Genomic DNA, 15,821 nt, shown 5'->3' on the forward strand with positions numbered 1-15,821 from the left:
TGCCTCGTTAACGGGGTGAAGTTAGGATTTGTTGAAAGACCTGGTTAACCAGCTCGCGGGTTTCATTGCCGGTCGCCACGCCGAGGAACTGACGTTTTGGCAGGGTGATGTCCCAGCTTTGCGCGCCAGATGTCTCGGTTTTCTCATCGTTCAGAATTCGGATCAGCAGACCGGCCTTGGCGTAGTTCACATGCTGTTGAATCCATGCAACCGAAGGCCTAGCCGGCGTCTTTTTGCCCTTCTGGCGGACGCGAAAACCCAAACGGCGCAGGCGTTTCGCTTGTTTTTCAGTGCATGCGATGCCAGGCGGGACGGTGTTCCAGCGGCGCATCTGGGCAGCGGTGCGCCGCTCGGTGGCGCCGTTGTGTTGTTGCGTGGCGACCCAGCGAGTCAGCGCGTTTTTCCAACCCAGTTCGGCTTCGTCGGCGCTGACTCGCGTGACTTGCAGCAGCTTGGCCAGCCCGGCTTCCATCTTTTTCTTGCCCTTGGCTGATCCCTTGCGCTCGGCGAACGGCGAGCCGTCAACGTTTTGCTGGGCGCGCTGACGCTTGCGACTCATCGAACGCACGCGCTTGGTCACGTTGTTCAGCAGACGACGGCGCAGCACCGGCGGCAGCTCCAGCAGCGCCAGTTGAGCGTCGACGTTGAGTAGGCCCCTGACATCGAGGTCGCACGGATTAGCGCTCACCGGTGGCCACCTCGCCGTTCTCGGCAATCCACAGGTCAAACGGGACGAAAGCCCAGCTCTTGCCGAAGGCGTCGATCTCGCCGGTAGGGTCTTCGGCCAAATACTGCGGCTCGACAAACTCCAGCGTGATTTCCACGTCGAACAGATCGTTATCCAACGGCTCTACAAGGAATTCCGGCGCTGGCAGTTCATGGTGGTCGCGGTTGGTGTCGTGGTTTTCCAACCAACTCCCAACCAGAGCCATCAGGCGCGCCGGATGGTCGGCGAAACGCTCCAGGACAATCGCGGCGCGATAGTGCATGTCGGCAAAGTGCATGCCGTCGACGTCGGGTTTCCAGATCAGCGAGAGCTTCACCTGCTCGGTGAAACTGTCGAGCTGTTCAGGCGCGACCAGACGGCGTTCCCGTAGGTAGGTGGTCAGCCCTTGCAGCTTGGTCATAGCAGCGCCGCCGTGATTCGGCCACGGCCTTGCAGGGCACGAACGGCGGATTGGCTGAATGCCAAGAAGATTTCTTTAAGCTCGGGCGCTTCCTTGGCGGTGTTCTCAGCGCTTTCGCGGCGGGTAACCGATGCAAATTGAGGCAAGGCGCTGGCCTTGGCGCGGCAATACACGGCGCGCTTGTACAAGCTGACCCGCAGTGCGCTTTCAGGCGTCGACTGTCCGGCCGCTTCGACGTTGGCAATGCCGAGGAGCTGCCAGCGGTTTTGGAGCTTGGCCAGGTCTGTATTGACCTCGGCCATGGCAATACTCAGGGCGTCGACCAGCAACGTGCCCAGGAACTCCGCCGGCAAGCGGTAGCCCTTTTGGAACTCGGACACGGAGAGGTTCGGCCAAAAGCCGTCGTTCTCAATCGTCTGTTCCACAAAGGTGGTGGGGTTCCCGGAAAAGCTCATTGCTGGCCGCTCAAATAGGGCGGGGAGACTGTTTTTCGTGGGGCTGGCCATGAATGGCAGACACACGTCCACAGTTCCCCGCTGGGGGGGTAGTCGGTTATTGGGCGCCGATCACGGCGGGTGCTTGTTTGGCGATCGCCTTGCGGCACTTCGCAATGCGCGTCTCATTGCCGGCTTTCGCGTACAGCTCAGTGGAACGTTCCAGGTGCTGGAGCGCGGTTTCCCACTGCTCGGCCTCCATGGCGCGCATGCCGATCAACTTGTGGTACTTGCTCGGGATCTGCTCGGTCAGCTCCCACTCACCGTCGACACGCGGCAGCAAATCGGACAGGTACGGCTCCGGGCTGCGCTGCGCGTTGTATTCGGCGTAAGCCCAGTCGATCACGGCGTCCGCAACGAAGGTTTGCACGTCGCGACGCTTGAACCGCTCGGGCATTTCCTGCCCCTGCCCGATCGCAAAGTCCGCCAGTGCCAGGCCGTCTTCGAACTGCTCGGTGTCGAATAGCCAGACCATCACCTGCACCAGGACACGGTTCGGCATCACCAGGCCCGAATCCATGTAACGCTGAATGAAGTCCTGATACTTGGGCAGCAGTTCCTCGCGCTTGAGTGCCTGACGCCCGGCGAGACCCTTGATATCGCTAAGGCGCTGCAGATCCTGGTCCAGAGAGGCTTCCATCAGCAGCAGGTGCTTTTTCGCGTTGGCCGGGCTGCTCAGGGCTTCCGCCGGCGAATACGCCAGCGGTGCGGCGGCTGCAGCGATTACTGCAGCGGTTCCCTGTGCCAAAGTACGGCGCTTGTGGGCAAGGGCCAGGCTCATGCGGCCAACTCGACGTTTTCAGTAAACGCGATCTTTTCCAGCTGTTCGATCACGTAACCTTCGTTGCGGCTGTTGTAATCCTCGACGCGGGAGCGTTTCGGGTTGTCTACGGTTTGCTTACGCCAGCTGGAGTCCTGGAAGTAGATCGACAGGTTGTCCCAACTGGTGACCAGTACGCCGTTAACCGGGAAGAACGGCACGCTGAAGCTTGGCAGACCACCATAAGTGGCGATCACTTGGGCGTCCTCGATGCGCTCTTTTTCGGTGGGTGTATCACCCTGCTTGGCGTACAGCTTGGCCTTGTCAGCCGCCAACAGGTCGGTGCCGATAATGGCGATCAGGTCGCCGCCATCGCGCAGACGCTCATCCACCATTTGCTTGGTGTCATGCACCAGAGCGTCCAGGTTGGCGTAATCACCGCCCTGCCCCAGGATTACTTTGCCAGCGGTTTTGCCTTCCTTGAGTACCTGCTGTGGGGCCTGCTCGCGCAGTTGTTGCAGCCAGCCCTTGTTCACGTCCTGCAGCATTGGGTAAGCGGCAATATCGGTCTGTGCAGCGGCTTTCAGGCCGTGAAAACCGACCATGATGCGGTCCAGCGCGATCTGTTTCTGCACAGCAGCCGAGTAACGTTGATGGAAGTCCGGGAATTTGGCCCAGGCGTCGATTTTTGCGTACGGCAGACCCACGTCCGACTCGGTGGACGAGAGTTCGTAGGTGGTGTTTTCGAGCTCGGAGGCGTCTTTCGCCTCGCGATCGGTGGTCTTGGTGTTAGTACGGCCAGTCACCGGGCCGGACACACCGATGAACACCTTCTCGCCCTTGATTTCGCTCACGCCAATGACGTTGATGCGCGAGAGGAAGTCCGACTTGGCGGTGATGGCGTCGTTCAGTTCCTGGGTGATGGACGGCTCAACGCTGAACATCTTGCTGGACAGCTCGACACCATAGGTTTCGGCCATGGCAAGTTGCATGGCTGCATACATCTTGGCGCCGTAGGCGCTCAGGGAGCGGGCCATGTCAGAGTACCCGCGCTTTGGTTTTGTCGGCTGCGCCGGTGGAACGCGGCAACTGACGGCCGGTGCTGGTGTTCTGCAGCGTGGTGAACTGTTGCTGCAGACTGGTCAGAGCTGCCAACACTGCTTTGTTGGAACTGCCGCCGTTGCGCTTGAATTCGCGTTCTTCTTCGGCGGTGGTGACGATCTCGTCGACTGCCGCGCTGACGTCATCGATCGGGGCTTGATCGGGTTCTGGTGCGTCTTCGGCTGCAGGCTCAATCACGGCCTGAATGCCGGCAGCGACGACCAGCAGCTGGGCCAGCAGGGCTTTCAGAGCCGTGGCGGTAGCATCATCCATTGGGGGTTTGCTCTCGGTTGGGGTTTGCGGAGTGGTTTCGGCGGCGGTGTCGTCAATGCCGAAACGCTTGAATAGGCGGGTGAACATGCCGACAAGACGGCCAATCTCGCCCTGCGCTTCGGTTTCGCGTAGAGGGCCGAGTTCTTGAGATGCGGCGTAGTAAGCATCGCGGCTGGTGCGACTGGAGAAGTAGAGTTCCTGCGTGCCGACGCTGGCAGGTTCGTCGGTGACGGCGATACCGGTCATATAGGCTTTGCCACGGCCCCGGAAATTCGGCTTGATCTCGATGCTGGTGAACAGCTTTTCGCCGGCGTCGTTCAGGCGCAGCAGCTTGTCGTTTGGCTTCAGTTGCGCTTCAAGGGCGACTTGGCCAGGCTCCAGATCGTCGCCCTCCTCGACCAGGCGCACAGCGAAAACCGTTCCGTGGGATCCGAACCAGCGTTCGTGTTCACACCAGATAACAGCGGTGTACAAAGTCGGCGTGTAGGTCTCGGCGATGTCGCGCAGTTCCTGGGGAAGGATCTCGCGGCCATCGACGGTCGGGCCGCTGGTGGCTACACGTTTCCAGTAGGAGACAAGGGAACGGGGCATGAGTGGTGACTGCGCTCAATCGTTGAATGAGCCGCCACGATAGGGAGCCGTTTACCGCCAAACAAACGGTTGAAATTCAGGGTTCTCCTATTTTCGAGAGATAGGCGGATCGCAGCATTTAACTCCGCGTTTCCGGGGTTTTCGCCGCATAGACTGCGGCCCATGAACTACCCGACCGAAGTTAAAGAAGCCGCAAAACGCCTCTACCTGCGCCGCTGTTCGGTGAAGGAAATACAGGCGCATTTGAAGCTGCCCAACATACGAATCGTGTACTACTGGATCCGCCAAGGCGGCTGGGACGAGATGCTGACGGATGAAGAACCGTTGAGCGCGGTCAACCGGCGAATCACCCTGATCCTGGAAAAGATCGATCCGCTGACGAAAGCCGAACTGGACGAACTGGAGCGACTGACGGGCCTACTTGAGCGGCTGAAAAAACTTGCGGCCAAGCCTGCACAGGCTGCGCCGTCGGACGCACCGGGGGAGCCTCGCGAACGCCAGCCTGGTCAACGTCGTGAACGCGGCGAAGGCGGCGCCAAGAAGCGCGAAAAGAAGGCCAAGAACGACGTCGGCGGCCTGACCGAAGTGGACTTCCTCGATAAATTCATCTCGAAGATGTACGGCTACCAGAAAGAGCTGTTCGAGGCGAAACAGAACCCGCTGACACGCCGCGTCCGGAACATCCTCAAAAGCCGACAGGTCGGCCTGACCTACTACTTCGCCGGCGAAGCGTTCATGGACGCCGTGTTGAGCGGTGACAACCAGGTGTTTCTTTCGGCCAGCCGATCGCAGTCCGAGATCTTCCGCAGCTACATCATCCAGTTCGCCAAGCAATGGTTTGATATCGAGCTGACCGGCAACCCGATCACGCTCAGCAACGGTGCCGAACTACGCTTTCTCAGCACCAACAGCAGCACTGCCCAGGGCTATCACGGCCACGTCTACGTGGACGAATATTTCTGGATTCGCGACTTCGAAAAACTCAGCACCGTGGCCAGCGCTATGGGCACACACAAGAAGTGGCGCAAAACCTATTTCTCGACGCCCAGCGCCGTGTCGCACCAGGCGTACCCATTCTGGTCGGGCGATGAATTCCGCAACAGCAAACGCGGCAAGAAGGCCGGCGGCGTGTGGCCGAGCGAAGCGGCTTACACGCAGGGCGCGCTGTGTCCGGACGGCCAGTGGCGCAAGACGATCACCCTGGACGATGCGATCGCCGGCGGCTGTGATCTGTTCGACTTGGAGCAGCTGCAGCTGGAGTACGACGAAGACAAATTTCAGCAGCTGTTCTACTGCAAGTTCATCGACAGCACCCAAAGCGCATTCAGCCTCAAGGATCTGGAACGCTGCTATTCGGATCTGTCGTTGTGGGAGGACTACAACGCGGAGCTGGATCGACCTTTCGGCAACAGTCCGGTTTGGCTGGGCTACGACCCAAGCCGCACCCGCGACGACGCCACCTGCGTGGTCATCGCGCCGCCACTCGAACCCGGGGCGAAATTCCGGATTCTGGAGAAGCACAGCTGGCGTGGCCACTCGTTCACCTACCAGGCTGCACAGGTCAAGAAGCTGACCGAGCGCTTCAACGTCCAGCACATCGGCATTGACGTCACCGGCGTGGGTTACGGCGTGTTCGATCTGGTGCGCGACTTTTACGCCAAAGCGACGCCCATTCACTACAGCCTTGAGGCGAAAAACGCTCTGGTGCTCAAAGCCCAGGACACGATCCAAGGCAGTCGCATCGAGTGGGACGCCGGCTGGACCGATATCGCCCAGGCATTCCTGACGATCAAGCGCGGCGCCACCAACAGTGGCCAGATCACCTACAGCGCATCGCGTACCGAAGCCACCGGTCACGCCGACATTGCCTGGGCGGTGATGCACGCCCTGTCCAACGAACCTTTGAACACCAACAAGCGGCGTCGCAGCCGCTACGTCACGAGTAACCAGAGTAGCCATGGCCAACCGCAAGCGCAGAAAGCAACACGTAGCCCAACCAACGCAGCAACCGATGCGCTCATTTACGTTCGGGGAACCGGAACAAGTACTGTCCGGCAACATCGGAGAGTACGTGGGCGTGTTCCCCAGCGACGACGGCAAGATCTACAAACCTCCGGTGTCACGGGCTGGCCTGGCCAAGCTGCTGCGCGCCAACGCGCACCACGGCGCCATTCCAAAATTCAAACGCAACCTGCTGTTGCGTGAGTTCATCCCCTCGGCAGGCTGCAGCACGGAGACGATGGGTCGTGCAGGGCTGGACTACATGGTGTTCGGAGAGTCGTATTTCTACAACGACACCAACGCGTTCGGCCAAGTGCTGGAGCTGCAGCACCTTCCGGCCATCAACATGCGGGTAAAGGTCGACGGAGGTTTCGTGATGCTGCTGCCCGACAACAAGGAAATGGAGTTCGAACAACACGAGATTTCACACGTCCTGGATTACGACGTGGAACAGAACATTTACGGGATCCCGGACTACTTGGGCGGCCTGCAGGCGCTGCTGCTCAATGAGGCGGCCACCCTCTTCCGCCGTCGGTACTACAGCAACGGCGCGCACGCCGGTTACATCTTCTACACCAACGATCCTGACCTGACCGAAGAGGACGAAGACGAGCTGCGCGCCCAGATCAGTGCCAGCAAGGGCGTGGGCAACTTCCGCTCGATGTTCGTCAACATCCCCAACGGCAAGGAAAACGCGATCCAGATCATCCCCGTGGGTGACTTCCAAGCGAAAGACGAACTGGAGAAGGTGAAGAACATCACCCGAAACGACGTTATCGCCGCCTGGCGCATGAACCCGGCACTGGCCGGCATCATCCCGGAAAACACCGGTGGTTTCGGAGACATCGAAAAGATCGATCGCGTGTACACCAGCAACGAGATCCGGCCGATCTGCCAGTTGTTCAACCAACTGAATGACAAGCTGCGAGAAGATAGGCGCTTCAGCTGGAAGCCTGCTCCTGAAGCAGTGGATACAACTACTTGAACAACCAAACGGAGAGAAAGCCACTACATATTGTGGCAATATGGTGGCGATCAGCTGCCCCTGGGGAGGGACACAATGAGAGTTGTATGCAATTGCGGACACAAGGGCCGGATTGCCTCGCGGGAAGAGGTAACCAGAGCCTTTGTAAAACTGTACTGCCAGTGCCTGGACGCAAAGTGCGGGCACACATGGGTGGCAAATCTGACGTTCTCGCACACGCTCAGTCCGTCATCGCAGACATTCGAGCGGATGTTGATCGATCGCTTGCGGGAAATGCCCCGAGCGAAGCAGCGGGAGCTTTTCGAGCAGTTGGGATCGCAGGCGGTGGCGTAGTTGCAAACCGCCAACGCTATAGCGCCGGCGATCGGGATCATTCAAGGAATGACGGTCAGCCCTCTACTTTCTCCTTTGGGTTGATTGCCAGTATCTCGGCCACGCGACGAACCTGTTGCTGTTCAATGCGGCTCAGCCGGCGATACAGATCGATCAGTCGACGCTCAATGTCCGTGAGTACGGTAGTTTCCGACCCGGCGTGTTCGAGGTTGATGTGATCGTTCTTCTTGCGATCCAACATGCTAACTACTCCATAAAGTGCATTGCTGAATGGACTTTATGGGGTGTGCGCAACTGCATTGGAATAAGAGATACCCCAATGACTGTGCGGGATTGTTGCGAGTTAAGACCGGTGCCGGGCGGCGTCGTCGGCCATCGCTTCAAGGAAACGACGAATCGCCTTCTGATCATCATCAGGGATCGACCTGAATTGCATGATCATCTGTTCTTCCGAGGGGCTAAAAAGTTGGCCCAACGGTGTCGCATGACGTCCCGTAAGCACGTAAGCCGCATCTACCCCCTTCTCTTCCAGGGCCGTGACGTAACGAAGGTCAAGAGAGCTGGCTCCCAGTTCGTAGTTCTTTTGCGTTCCCCTACTGACTCCCAGTAGGACTCCAAACTCTGTTTGATTTAACCCCAAGCGCTCGCGCTCTTCCCTGAGGCGTTCACCTACTCGATCCGCTATGAGCATTTTTTTAGTCACCACCATTGACTTGATCATTTTTTTGACCAAGAATCACCACAGACAAACGCAAACAAACACAAATGAACAGAGGGAACACTATGCCCGCCACCATTACGCACGAGCAAGCCCGGGCGGCTCTCGATCGAAAGGGACTAAGTATCGCGGAGTTCAGTCGCAAGCATGGGCTGAACAAAAATTTGGTCAGCGACCTTTTGAACGGTCGGATCAAAGGTCGCCGAGGGGAGGCACATCGCGCCGCCGTGTTGCTAGGCATCAAAGACGGCGTAATTGAACAGTAATCGCGGCGCTCCACAGGGAAAAGTAGAAGTTGAAAAGTCCAATCCTAGACACTCGCAAAGAAGTCATGAGCGAGATCATCCGCAGCTACGCTGGCGGACGCGAAGCCGCTGCTGCGCGCTTGGGTCTGAAGCTTAAAAAATTCGACAACCATGCCTACGAAAATGCTGGTTGCAGTCCCCTCAGCGACTTACAAGTTTTCATGCTCGAGCAGGACTGTGGAACTCAGCACTTCCCTACTTACGTCGCCTCGATGTATGGGGGACTGTTCGTACCGGTGGCCGATCCTGAAACGCTCGACAATGTCGAACTCTACAAACGCTCCGTGCAGGTTTCTGCAAAGCGAGGGTGTGTTGATCAAGCAATTGCCGCCGCTCTTGAAGACGGTTCGATCAGTGATGAAGAAGCCGAATTCATCATGGACGCGCATAACCTCCACGTAGCAGCAAGGCACGCAGAAGTGCTGGCTGCCATCGCTCTCTACCGCGCAGGAAAGGCTCAATGAACAATTTGTCTGCAGTACCGGAATACCAGGATGTCCTGCAGAGCGCCGCGCTGGCGTTTCTTGAGCGTCACCACTGCGAACACCTGAGCGACGATCAGCAACTGTTCAGCCGGGCTGTTCAATACCTGGTTGCAGACTACGACGTGCAAACGCAGGTCGCTGAAAAAATCGTTCACCTGGCAGGCACCACCATGGTCGCCGTTCGCGATCGGCAACGCCTGAACATCCAGAGCAGCACGTCGACGCACACCGTGATCGTTGATCCGGTCACCGGCCGACAATGGGCCGTACCGGTCAGCCTCATCTATGAGCGAATCATCAACGCGCCGGACCTTGGCCGCTTTCGCTTAGCCAACTCGTAACACCAACCCTCACACAAACGCCTGCCCCGCACTCCGTGGGTTTGGGTGAGCTGCGCCCCAAATCGAGGTTTCAAGATGGGAAAAGTCGTAATTGTGACCACCCAGCTGCCACCTGCAGAGGCCGAGGCACTTCTGGCTGCGATGCGTGAGCAGTACCGCTTGAGCCTCAACGACTACTGGTACGCGGATGAATACCGGTATGTCCCGCAAGAAAAACGGCACAGCTCGATCCTCGAAAGAACTCCGGTGATGGCCGCCCAGAAACGCCTGATGGCCGCCCTCTCCCTCAGCCTCAAAGCAGTGAAGTAATCATGAAAGAAGATCTCCGCCACGACGTGTTGCAACGCCTCCAGTTCGATTTCGGACTGAAGCACCGCGTAGGCACCGATTACATGCGCGGTGGCACCTGCCCCAAGTGCAAGAAAAAGGAGCTGTATTCCCGATTCGATACACCATGGATGGTGATCTGTGGTCGCCCGGAAAAGTGCGGCCATACCCTGCACGTAAAAGAGCTGTACGACGATCTGTTTGAGGACTGGAGCAAGCGTGCGCCGGCGACGGACCAGCACCCCAACGCCACTGCACGGGCTTATCTGGAGTACGCCCGGGGCTTTCGATTTGAACTGATCCAGGGCTGGTTCACGCAGGAAAGTTTCTACTCGCCTGAACACAACGCCGGCAGCGCCACGGTGCGCTTTGCGCTGGAAAAAGGCGGCTGGTGGGAACGGCTGATCGATCAGCCGCACCGTTTCGGCAAGATGAAAGCACGCTTCAAATCCAAGGACAGCTATCGCGGCGTCTGGTGGTGCCCCCCTTGCGTCGACCTGCTCGAGGTCAAGGAAATCTGGATTGTCGAAGGGATCTTTGACGCCATCGCTCTGGTGCACAACGACATCGCGGCCGTATCGGCCATGTCGTCCAATGCGTTCCCTGGGGACTCGCTCAAGGCCCTGATCAAAACCCGTGAGGGCGGCAAGCTGCCCAAGTTGGTCTGGGCGCTGGACAACGAACCGAGCGCCAACGCCTACACCCGGCGCTGGGTCCGCGAAGCCCGTGCCCTGGGTTTCGTCTGCGAGTCAGCACAGATCCCGCAACGTGACGGCCGCAAGTCTGATTGGAACGACCTGCACCAGCGCTGGAATTTTATTCAGGACGACACCAAGCGCGCCGAACAGATCGCAACGGACCTCAAACAGGCCCGGCACCAGGGCGCCCTGCTGCTGGCAGAAAGCGCAGCGGAAAAAGCCCTGCTCATGTACGACTGGAACAAGCGCGGGGAATTTCACCTGGGTTTTGGCAACCGTCTGTACTGGTTCAAGCTGGACATGGAGAAATTCAACCGGGCCATGTCCGACATCGAGGACAGCGAGAACCACGACGACCAGCTGCTCAACCAGGCGCAACAGCGCGAGAAGGCGCTGCAGCAGTCCGGTAGCGTCGTGGAGATTGCCAACTGCTACCCGCAAGCCTTGTACTTTCAGCGCAACGAAGTCACCGACGAGTCCTGGTATTACCTGCGCGTGGACTTCCCCCACGACTCTGAAAGCGTAAAAAACACGTTCACCAGCGGCCAGCTGTCCGCCGCCAGTGAATTCAAAAAGCGCCTGCTCGGCATGGCCGCCGGCGCCATGTTCACGGGCAGCGGCCAGCAGCTCGACAAGCTGATGAAGGACCAGCTGTTCGGCATCAAAACCGTGTCGACCATTGACTACGTGGGCTACAGCAAGGAATACGCCTGCTACGTGTATGGCGATATCGCAATCAAGGACGGCACCACCTACAAGGTCAACAGCGAAGACTATTTCGAGTTCGGCAAGTTGCGCCTGAAAACCCTGCAGAAAGGCGTCCCGATCAAGCTGCAGCGGGACGGTAAAGACTTCAACGAGCAGTGGGTGCGGTTGCTGTGGACCTGCTTCGGCGCCCAGGGCTTCGTTGCGCTGGTGTTCTTTTTCGGCTCGCTGTTCTGCGAACAGATCCGCGCGCGTTACCAGTCCTTCCCGTTTCTGGAAGCCACCGGTGAAGCAGGTGCCGGCAAAACCACTTTGCTCAACCTGCTGTGGAAACTGCTCGGACGCGAAGGCTATGAAGGCTTCGACCCGATGAAATCGACCAAGGCCGGACGCTCGCGCCTGATGGGCCAAGTCTCAGGTATGCCGGTGGTGTTTCTGGAAGCCGATCGCCATAGCGACGATCGGGCACACGCGAAAACCTTCGAATGGGATGAGCTGAAAGACTTTTACGGCGGCGGCACGCTGGCCACCAAAGGCGTCAAGACGGCGGGCAACGAGACGTACGAACCGCCATTTCGGGGAACGATCGCCATCAGCCAGAACGCGGCGGTGATTGCCCACGAAGCGATCATGACGCGCATCGTAAAACTGCACTTCGTACGCCCGACCGTGACCCCGGAGAGCCGTGCGGCCGCTGATCAGCTGAACGCATTGGACGGCGGCGTCCTCAGTCATTTTCTGTTGAAAGCGGTGGGTAAAGAATCCGCTGTGCTTGATCTGTTCGCCCAGCGAATGCCCGAACACGAAGCCAAGCTGCGCCGCCTGCACACGCACTGTTTTGCCTGCAGCACGGCCTATGTCAGCGACCAGGGCAACTGCAGCAGTTGCGGTTATGACCTGCGCGGCTACATCCGCGTGGAGCGGATCAGCAAGAACCACGCACAACTGCTTTCTCTACTTGATGCACTGCGCCTGATTCTGAAACTGGATGAGCCTCAAATAGCCGCGACCCAGCGCCAAATCGTCCGCATGGCGATTGAGCGCCAGGCTTCGATCAGCTCCGACCACCCGGCCGTTGCTGAATTCTGGGAAGTCTACGACTACCTCGAGTCTCTCAACGATGACCCCTTGGTTGATCACAGCAGTGACCCAAGCGTCATCGCGATCAACCTCAACGAATTCAGCGAAAGAGCTGCTGAACACAAACAGAAGCTGGCCGACGTGGCCACGTTGCGCGACCTGCTCAAAGAGTCCCGCTCGCACAAGTTTCTGGAAGCAAACAAGGCCGTACATAGCGCAGTCCGCGCAGCCATGAACAGCAGGACACCCTTGGCGCCGGGTCGCCCTACCACGGTCAAGTGCTGGATCTTCAAAGCGTGAAAAGGAGGCTACACCGATGCAAATCCAAATCTTTATGGGCAATGCCGGCGACGGCAACACAAGCAAGCTGCAGGAGATCCAGAACCGGTTGGAAGGGATCGGCGAAAGCCAGCCGGTCATTCAGGCCGGTGCTTATGGGGTGGACGGACTGCTGCAGATTCTTGAGGTTCGTGCCGCAGGTGGCCAACGTGAAATCCTGGTGGACGCGTGCAGCCCACAGCAGATTTTGAGCGTAATCGAATGGCAGTCCTGCACTGAGGAAGATCCGAAGTACGCCGACCTGATCATTCACCTGGCCCGCCAGGACTGACGGAATAAAGAAACGATGTCGAGGAGTTGCACCTCCCCGACATCAACCACCACCGAGGGCAACACCATGGAAGTACAGCACCAAAGCAGCAGTGATTCGAAGGCTAACACACTCATCAACGGTGACCCGCATGCTCGGCATCTGATGGCTATCAGAATCGTCGGTACAGCACTGTTTGATTACCAGGTACGGAAAACCGAGGTAGCGCGGATCCGTCTCGAATGCCTTACCACTTTCGCCAAGGAGTTGGGCGACATCGACGCGGCAGAGTTCGCTGTTGTCGCTCAACTACTGGCTGGCAGCTCAACAGCCAACCTAACCCCAATTGATCGACCTAACTCACTCGAAGGAATCGCACTATGAAAACGTTGTTTGTACTGATGGCTCAATACAATGGCCAAGTGGTAATTCCGCTGGATCGAGTGTGTCAGGATTATTTCACGCACCTGACAACAGACATGTTCCAACGCAAAGTGGGGGCCGGCCAGATAAAGCTCCCTATCACTCGCATGGAGCCGAGTCAGAAAAGCGCGAAAGGTATTCATATTGCAGACCTGTCGGCTTACCTGGATGAGCAGCGCGCTGCAGCAGTCAAAGAAAGTAACCAACTGAATAGCGCACCGCGCAGCAGTTAACTCACTTCAACGTTTTGGCGCCTAGCTTTACGGGCGCCTGCAGGATGCGCTCGAACCACTCCCAAGTTGCATAAACATCCCCTCGCCCGCGCAGGTGGGTATAACGGCGCATCGAGTTCCAATCTCGATGTCCCGACACACTCGCCACTCGCGGAATATCCCAGTCCATTTCGAAAAGCCGGCTGACGCCTTCGTGGCGCAGATCGTGAAAGTGCAGATCTGCGATGCCCAGGATTTTGCAGGCCCTTGTCCAGGACGTGGACACGGATTCAGCGCTGTAAGGAAAAATCTCAGGCAACACTTTAGGCATGGTCTGAAGTATCGCCCATGCTTCTGGCGGCAAATGACACCAGACGTCGTTACCGATCTTCTGGCCTGGATTCTTCATGTCACGAACCAGCACCCGCTGGCCAGCTTCGTCCAAGTCATCCCATAGGATCCGAGTGATCTCTTCTTGCCTACGCGTGGAAAACAACGCGAAACCCGTCAGCTTAAGCATGTTGATAGAAGTTGGACGACGGGTTTGGATATCCCGGAAGTGTGTAAGCAGCTTGTCAAGTTCGTCTAGGGCGGGCCGGCGATCGCGTTCGCGGCTTTTCATGTTGTAACCGAGCTTTTTTAATACTCGGCGCGCATCCACCATTGCATGCGGATCCACCTCATAACCCCAAGCGGGTCGAGCGATCGAGAGAACCGCGCCCAGATGTGCGAGATCGTTGCCAGCGGTCTGAGGCTGAACGCCCCCACCCTCCTTACCCATGCGCCATAACGCATACTCGACCAGGTGCTGGCTGCTTATATCTCTGTCGTTCAACTTTCCCAGGTAGCACTCGCTAATTGCCTTCAACGTACCGAGCTTCGTTTTCCCGAGAGGGCGCGCCTTGGTCATTTCAGCCAAGTAGCGATCGATCATTTCCTTGATCGTCGCACCAGGTCGGTTCGCCCGCTCGATCGCACCTGGTGCGTCCAGCTCGGTTTCTCTTTTACGCACCCAAGCCTGTGCGGCCTGTTTTCGGGCGAAGGTCTGACTCTCTTGGTAAACTTGCACCCCATCGCGAAACAGGCGTATCTGTGCCGTGTAACTGGTGCTGCCGTCGGTGCGTTTCCGTGCTCTGATCGTGGCCATAGTCAACTGGTACAATTGGAAAAGTGATTGGTACATTGTACCAACCGACCTCAGAAAACGCCTATTTACCCCCTGAAATCGGCCTAGAACACGTAGAGCAAAATGGTACATAAATCAGCTACATACCCAACAAACACCGGCTCTACGCTGTCTAGAAGGTTCTCCGTTGCGCCCATGATGGACTGGACTGACCGCCATTGCCGTTTCTTCCTACGCCTCCTGTCGAAGAACGCCCTGCTCTACACCGAAATGGTCACCACCGGCGCGCTGCTCAACGGCGATCACGAACGTTTCCTCCGTCACAACGAAGCCGAGCACCCTCTCGCGCTGCAGTTAGGCGGTAGCGTTCCATTGGACCTGGCCGCCTGCGCCCGCATGGCCCAGGAGCACGGTTACGACGAGGTGAACCTGAACGTCGGCTGCCCAAGTGATCGTGTGCAAAACAACATGATCGGCGCGTGCCTGATGGGGCATCCGCAACTGGTGGCGGATTGTGTGAAGGCAATGCAAGACGCAGTGACGATTCCAGTAACGGTAAAGCATCGCATCGGCATCAACGGTCGGGACAGTTACGCGGAGCTGTGCGATTTCGTCGGCACCGTCCGCGATGCCGGCTGCACCAGTTTTACCGTGCATGCGCGGATTGCGATTCTGGAGGGGTTGTCGCCGAAGGAGAATCGCGACATTCCGCCATTGCGCTATGACGTGGCGGCGCAACTGAAGGCGGATTTTCCGGAATTGGAGATTGTGCTGAATGGCGGGATCAAGACGATGGAGGCCTGCCATGAGCATTTGCAGACGTTCGACGGTGTGATGTTGGGGCGTGAGGCTTATCACAATCCGTATTTGCTGGCGGAGGTGGATCAGCAGTTGTTTGGCAGTTCGGCGCCGGTGATCAGTCGGGCTGAGGCGTTGGCGCAGTTGCGTCCTTATATAGCCGAGCATTTGCTGGCCGGTGGGGCGATGCATCACATCACGCGCCATGTGCTGGGCTTGGGCACGGGGTTCCCGGGGGCGCGGAAATTCCGTCAGTTGTTGTCGGTGGATATTCACAAGGCCAAGGATCCGCTGGCGTTGCTGGATCAGGCGGCCGAGTTGCTTGAAGGTCGTTGATTGATGGTTTGAG

Annotated in this window: 21 protein-coding genes; 12 read left to right on the forward strand and 9 right to left on the reverse strand. The window is 58.0% G+C overall.

Annotated features, from left to right (window positions below; all coding sequences use genetic code 11):
- Window positions 1-7 precede the first annotated feature (7 nt).
- The 6 genes from J0G10_RS20455 to J0G10_RS20480 all read right to left on the reverse strand — a co-directional run bounded on the left by J0G10_RS20455 (window position 8) and on the right by J0G10_RS20480 (window position 4,346).
- A complete protein-coding gene (locus J0G10_RS20455) occupies window positions 8-688 on the reverse strand; it encodes a phage virion morphogenesis protein (protein WP_220556590.1) in 681 nt (226 codons plus the stop codon).
- Window positions 678-1,127, reverse strand: coding sequence for a phage tail protein (locus J0G10_RS20460; RefSeq protein ID WP_220556591.1), 450 nt, complete (start codon window positions 1,125-1,127; stop codon window positions 678-680). Before J0G10_RS20460 ends, J0G10_RS20455 begins: the two co-directional genes overlap by 11 nt.
- Complete coding sequence (locus tag J0G10_RS20465; RefSeq protein WP_220556592.1) at window positions 1,124-1,582, reverse strand: head completion/stabilization protein; 459 nt, start codon at window positions 1,580-1,582, stop codon at window positions 1,124-1,126. Before J0G10_RS20465 ends, J0G10_RS20460 begins: the two co-directional genes overlap by 4 nt.
- Before the next feature lie 97 nt (window positions 1,583-1,679).
- Window positions 1,680-2,402: a phage terminase small subunit gene (gene gpM, locus J0G10_RS20470; protein WP_220556593.1), complete on the reverse strand. Its 723-nt coding sequence runs from the start codon at window positions 2,400-2,402 to the stop codon at window positions 1,680-1,682.
- The gene (locus J0G10_RS20475; protein ID WP_220556594.1) at window positions 2,399-3,418 is read right to left on the reverse strand and encodes a phage major capsid protein, P2 family; all 1,020 of its coding nucleotides are present in this window, start codon (window positions 3,416-3,418) and stop codon (window positions 2,399-2,401) included. The genes gpM and J0G10_RS20475 overlap by 4 nt, the downstream gene beginning before the upstream one ends.
- Window position 3,419: 1 nt before the next feature.
- Window positions 3,420-4,346, reverse strand: a complete 927-nt coding sequence (locus tag J0G10_RS20480; RefSeq protein WP_220556595.1) for a GPO family capsid scaffolding protein — start codon at window positions 4,344-4,346, stop codon at window positions 3,420-3,422.
- A gap of 162 nt (window positions 4,347-4,508) precedes the next feature.
- On the opposite strand from J0G10_RS20480, the gene J0G10_RS20485 reads away from it, so the two are divergent.
- From J0G10_RS20485 to J0G10_RS20495, 3 genes are all read left to right on the forward strand, one after another.
- A complete protein-coding gene (locus J0G10_RS20485) occupies window positions 4,509-6,551 on the forward strand; it encodes a terminase large subunit domain-containing protein (protein WP_220556596.1) in 2,043 nt (680 codons plus the stop codon).
- Complete coding sequence (locus tag J0G10_RS20490) at window positions 6,463-7,332, forward strand: phage portal protein (RefSeq protein WP_177409286.1); 870 nt, start codon at window positions 6,463-6,465, stop codon at window positions 7,330-7,332. The genes J0G10_RS20485 and J0G10_RS20490 overlap by 89 nt, the downstream gene beginning before the upstream one ends.
- A gap of 75 nt (window positions 7,333-7,407) precedes the next feature.
- Window positions 7,408-7,665, forward strand: coding sequence for an ogr/Delta-like zinc finger family protein (locus tag J0G10_RS20495; RefSeq protein WP_064392752.1), 258 nt, complete (start codon window positions 7,408-7,410; stop codon window positions 7,663-7,665).
- A gap of 55 nt (window positions 7,666-7,720) precedes the next feature.
- Here the strand turns inward: J0G10_RS20495 and J0G10_RS20500 are convergent, their stop codons facing one another.
- Both J0G10_RS20500 and J0G10_RS20505 read right to left on the reverse strand, forming a co-directional pair.
- Window positions 7,721-7,906 (reverse strand): hypothetical protein, encoded by a 186-nt coding sequence (locus J0G10_RS20500; protein WP_220556597.1) that lies wholly within the window; start codon window positions 7,904-7,906, stop codon window positions 7,721-7,723.
- 102 nt (window positions 7,907-8,008) lie between these two features.
- A complete protein-coding gene (locus tag J0G10_RS20505; RefSeq protein ID WP_177409285.1) occupies window positions 8,009-8,356 on the reverse strand; it encodes a helix-turn-helix domain-containing protein in 348 nt (115 codons plus the stop codon).
- 92 nt (window positions 8,357-8,448) lie between these two features.
- On the opposite strand from J0G10_RS20505, the gene J0G10_RS20510 reads away from it, so the two are divergent.
- The 8 genes from J0G10_RS20510 to J0G10_RS20545 all read left to right on the forward strand — a co-directional run bounded on the left by J0G10_RS20510 (window position 8,449) and on the right by J0G10_RS20545 (window position 13,569).
- Window positions 8,449-8,649: a DNA-binding protein gene (locus tag J0G10_RS20510; RefSeq protein ID WP_095050509.1), complete on the forward strand. Its 201-nt coding sequence runs from the start codon at window positions 8,449-8,451 to the stop codon at window positions 8,647-8,649.
- 29 nt (window positions 8,650-8,678) lie between these two features.
- A complete protein-coding gene (locus J0G10_RS20515; RefSeq protein WP_220556598.1) occupies window positions 8,679-9,152 on the forward strand; it encodes a YmfL family putative regulatory protein in 474 nt (157 codons plus the stop codon).
- A complete protein-coding gene (locus tag J0G10_RS20520) occupies window positions 9,149-9,514 on the forward strand; it encodes a hypothetical protein (protein WP_220556599.1) in 366 nt (121 codons plus the stop codon). The genes J0G10_RS20515 and J0G10_RS20520 overlap by 4 nt, the downstream gene beginning before the upstream one ends.
- Before the next feature lie 75 nt (window positions 9,515-9,589).
- Window positions 9,590-9,823 carry a hypothetical protein gene (locus J0G10_RS20525; protein ID WP_220556600.1) on the forward strand — a complete coding sequence of 78 codons (234 nt, stop codon included), beginning with the start codon at window positions 9,590-9,592 and terminating at the stop codon, window positions 9,821-9,823.
- Window positions 9,824-9,825: 2 nt separating this feature from the next.
- Window positions 9,826-12,624, forward strand: a complete 2,799-nt coding sequence (locus J0G10_RS20530; RefSeq protein WP_220556601.1) for a toprim domain-containing protein — start codon at window positions 9,826-9,828, stop codon at window positions 12,622-12,624.
- A gap of 16 nt (window positions 12,625-12,640) precedes the next feature.
- Entirely contained in the window at window positions 12,641-12,934 is a 294-nt protein-coding gene (locus J0G10_RS20535; protein WP_141127440.1) for a hypothetical protein, read from the forward strand.
- A gap of 66 nt (window positions 12,935-13,000) precedes the next feature.
- A complete protein-coding gene (locus tag J0G10_RS20540; protein WP_220556602.1) occupies window positions 13,001-13,297 on the forward strand; it encodes a hypothetical protein in 297 nt (98 codons plus the stop codon).
- A complete protein-coding gene (locus J0G10_RS20545) occupies window positions 13,294-13,569 on the forward strand; it encodes a pyocin activator PrtN family protein (protein WP_064392767.1) in 276 nt (91 codons plus the stop codon). Before J0G10_RS20540 ends, J0G10_RS20545 begins: the two co-directional genes overlap by 4 nt.
- Before the next feature lies 1 nt (window position 13,570).
- On the opposite strand, the gene J0G10_RS20550 is transcribed toward J0G10_RS20545, so the two are convergent.
- On the reverse strand, window positions 13,571-14,695 hold the full coding sequence (locus J0G10_RS20550; RefSeq protein ID WP_220558881.1) for a tyrosine-type recombinase/integrase: 1,125 nt from the start codon (window positions 14,693-14,695) through the stop codon (window positions 13,571-13,573).
- Window positions 14,696-14,797: 102 nt separating this feature from the next.
- On the opposite strand from J0G10_RS20550, the gene dusA reads away from it, so the two are divergent.
- Window positions 14,798-15,808 (forward strand): tRNA dihydrouridine(20/20a) synthase DusA, encoded by a 1,011-nt coding sequence (dusA, locus tag J0G10_RS20555; protein ID WP_220556603.1) that lies wholly within the window; start codon window positions 14,798-14,800, stop codon window positions 15,806-15,808.
- Window positions 15,809-15,821: the final 13 nt, after the last annotated feature.

Source organism: Pseudomonas germanica, assembly GCF_019614655.1.
GTDB classification, from domain to species: Bacteria; Pseudomonadota; Gammaproteobacteria; order Pseudomonadales; family Pseudomonadaceae; genus Aquipseudomonas; species Aquipseudomonas neuropathica.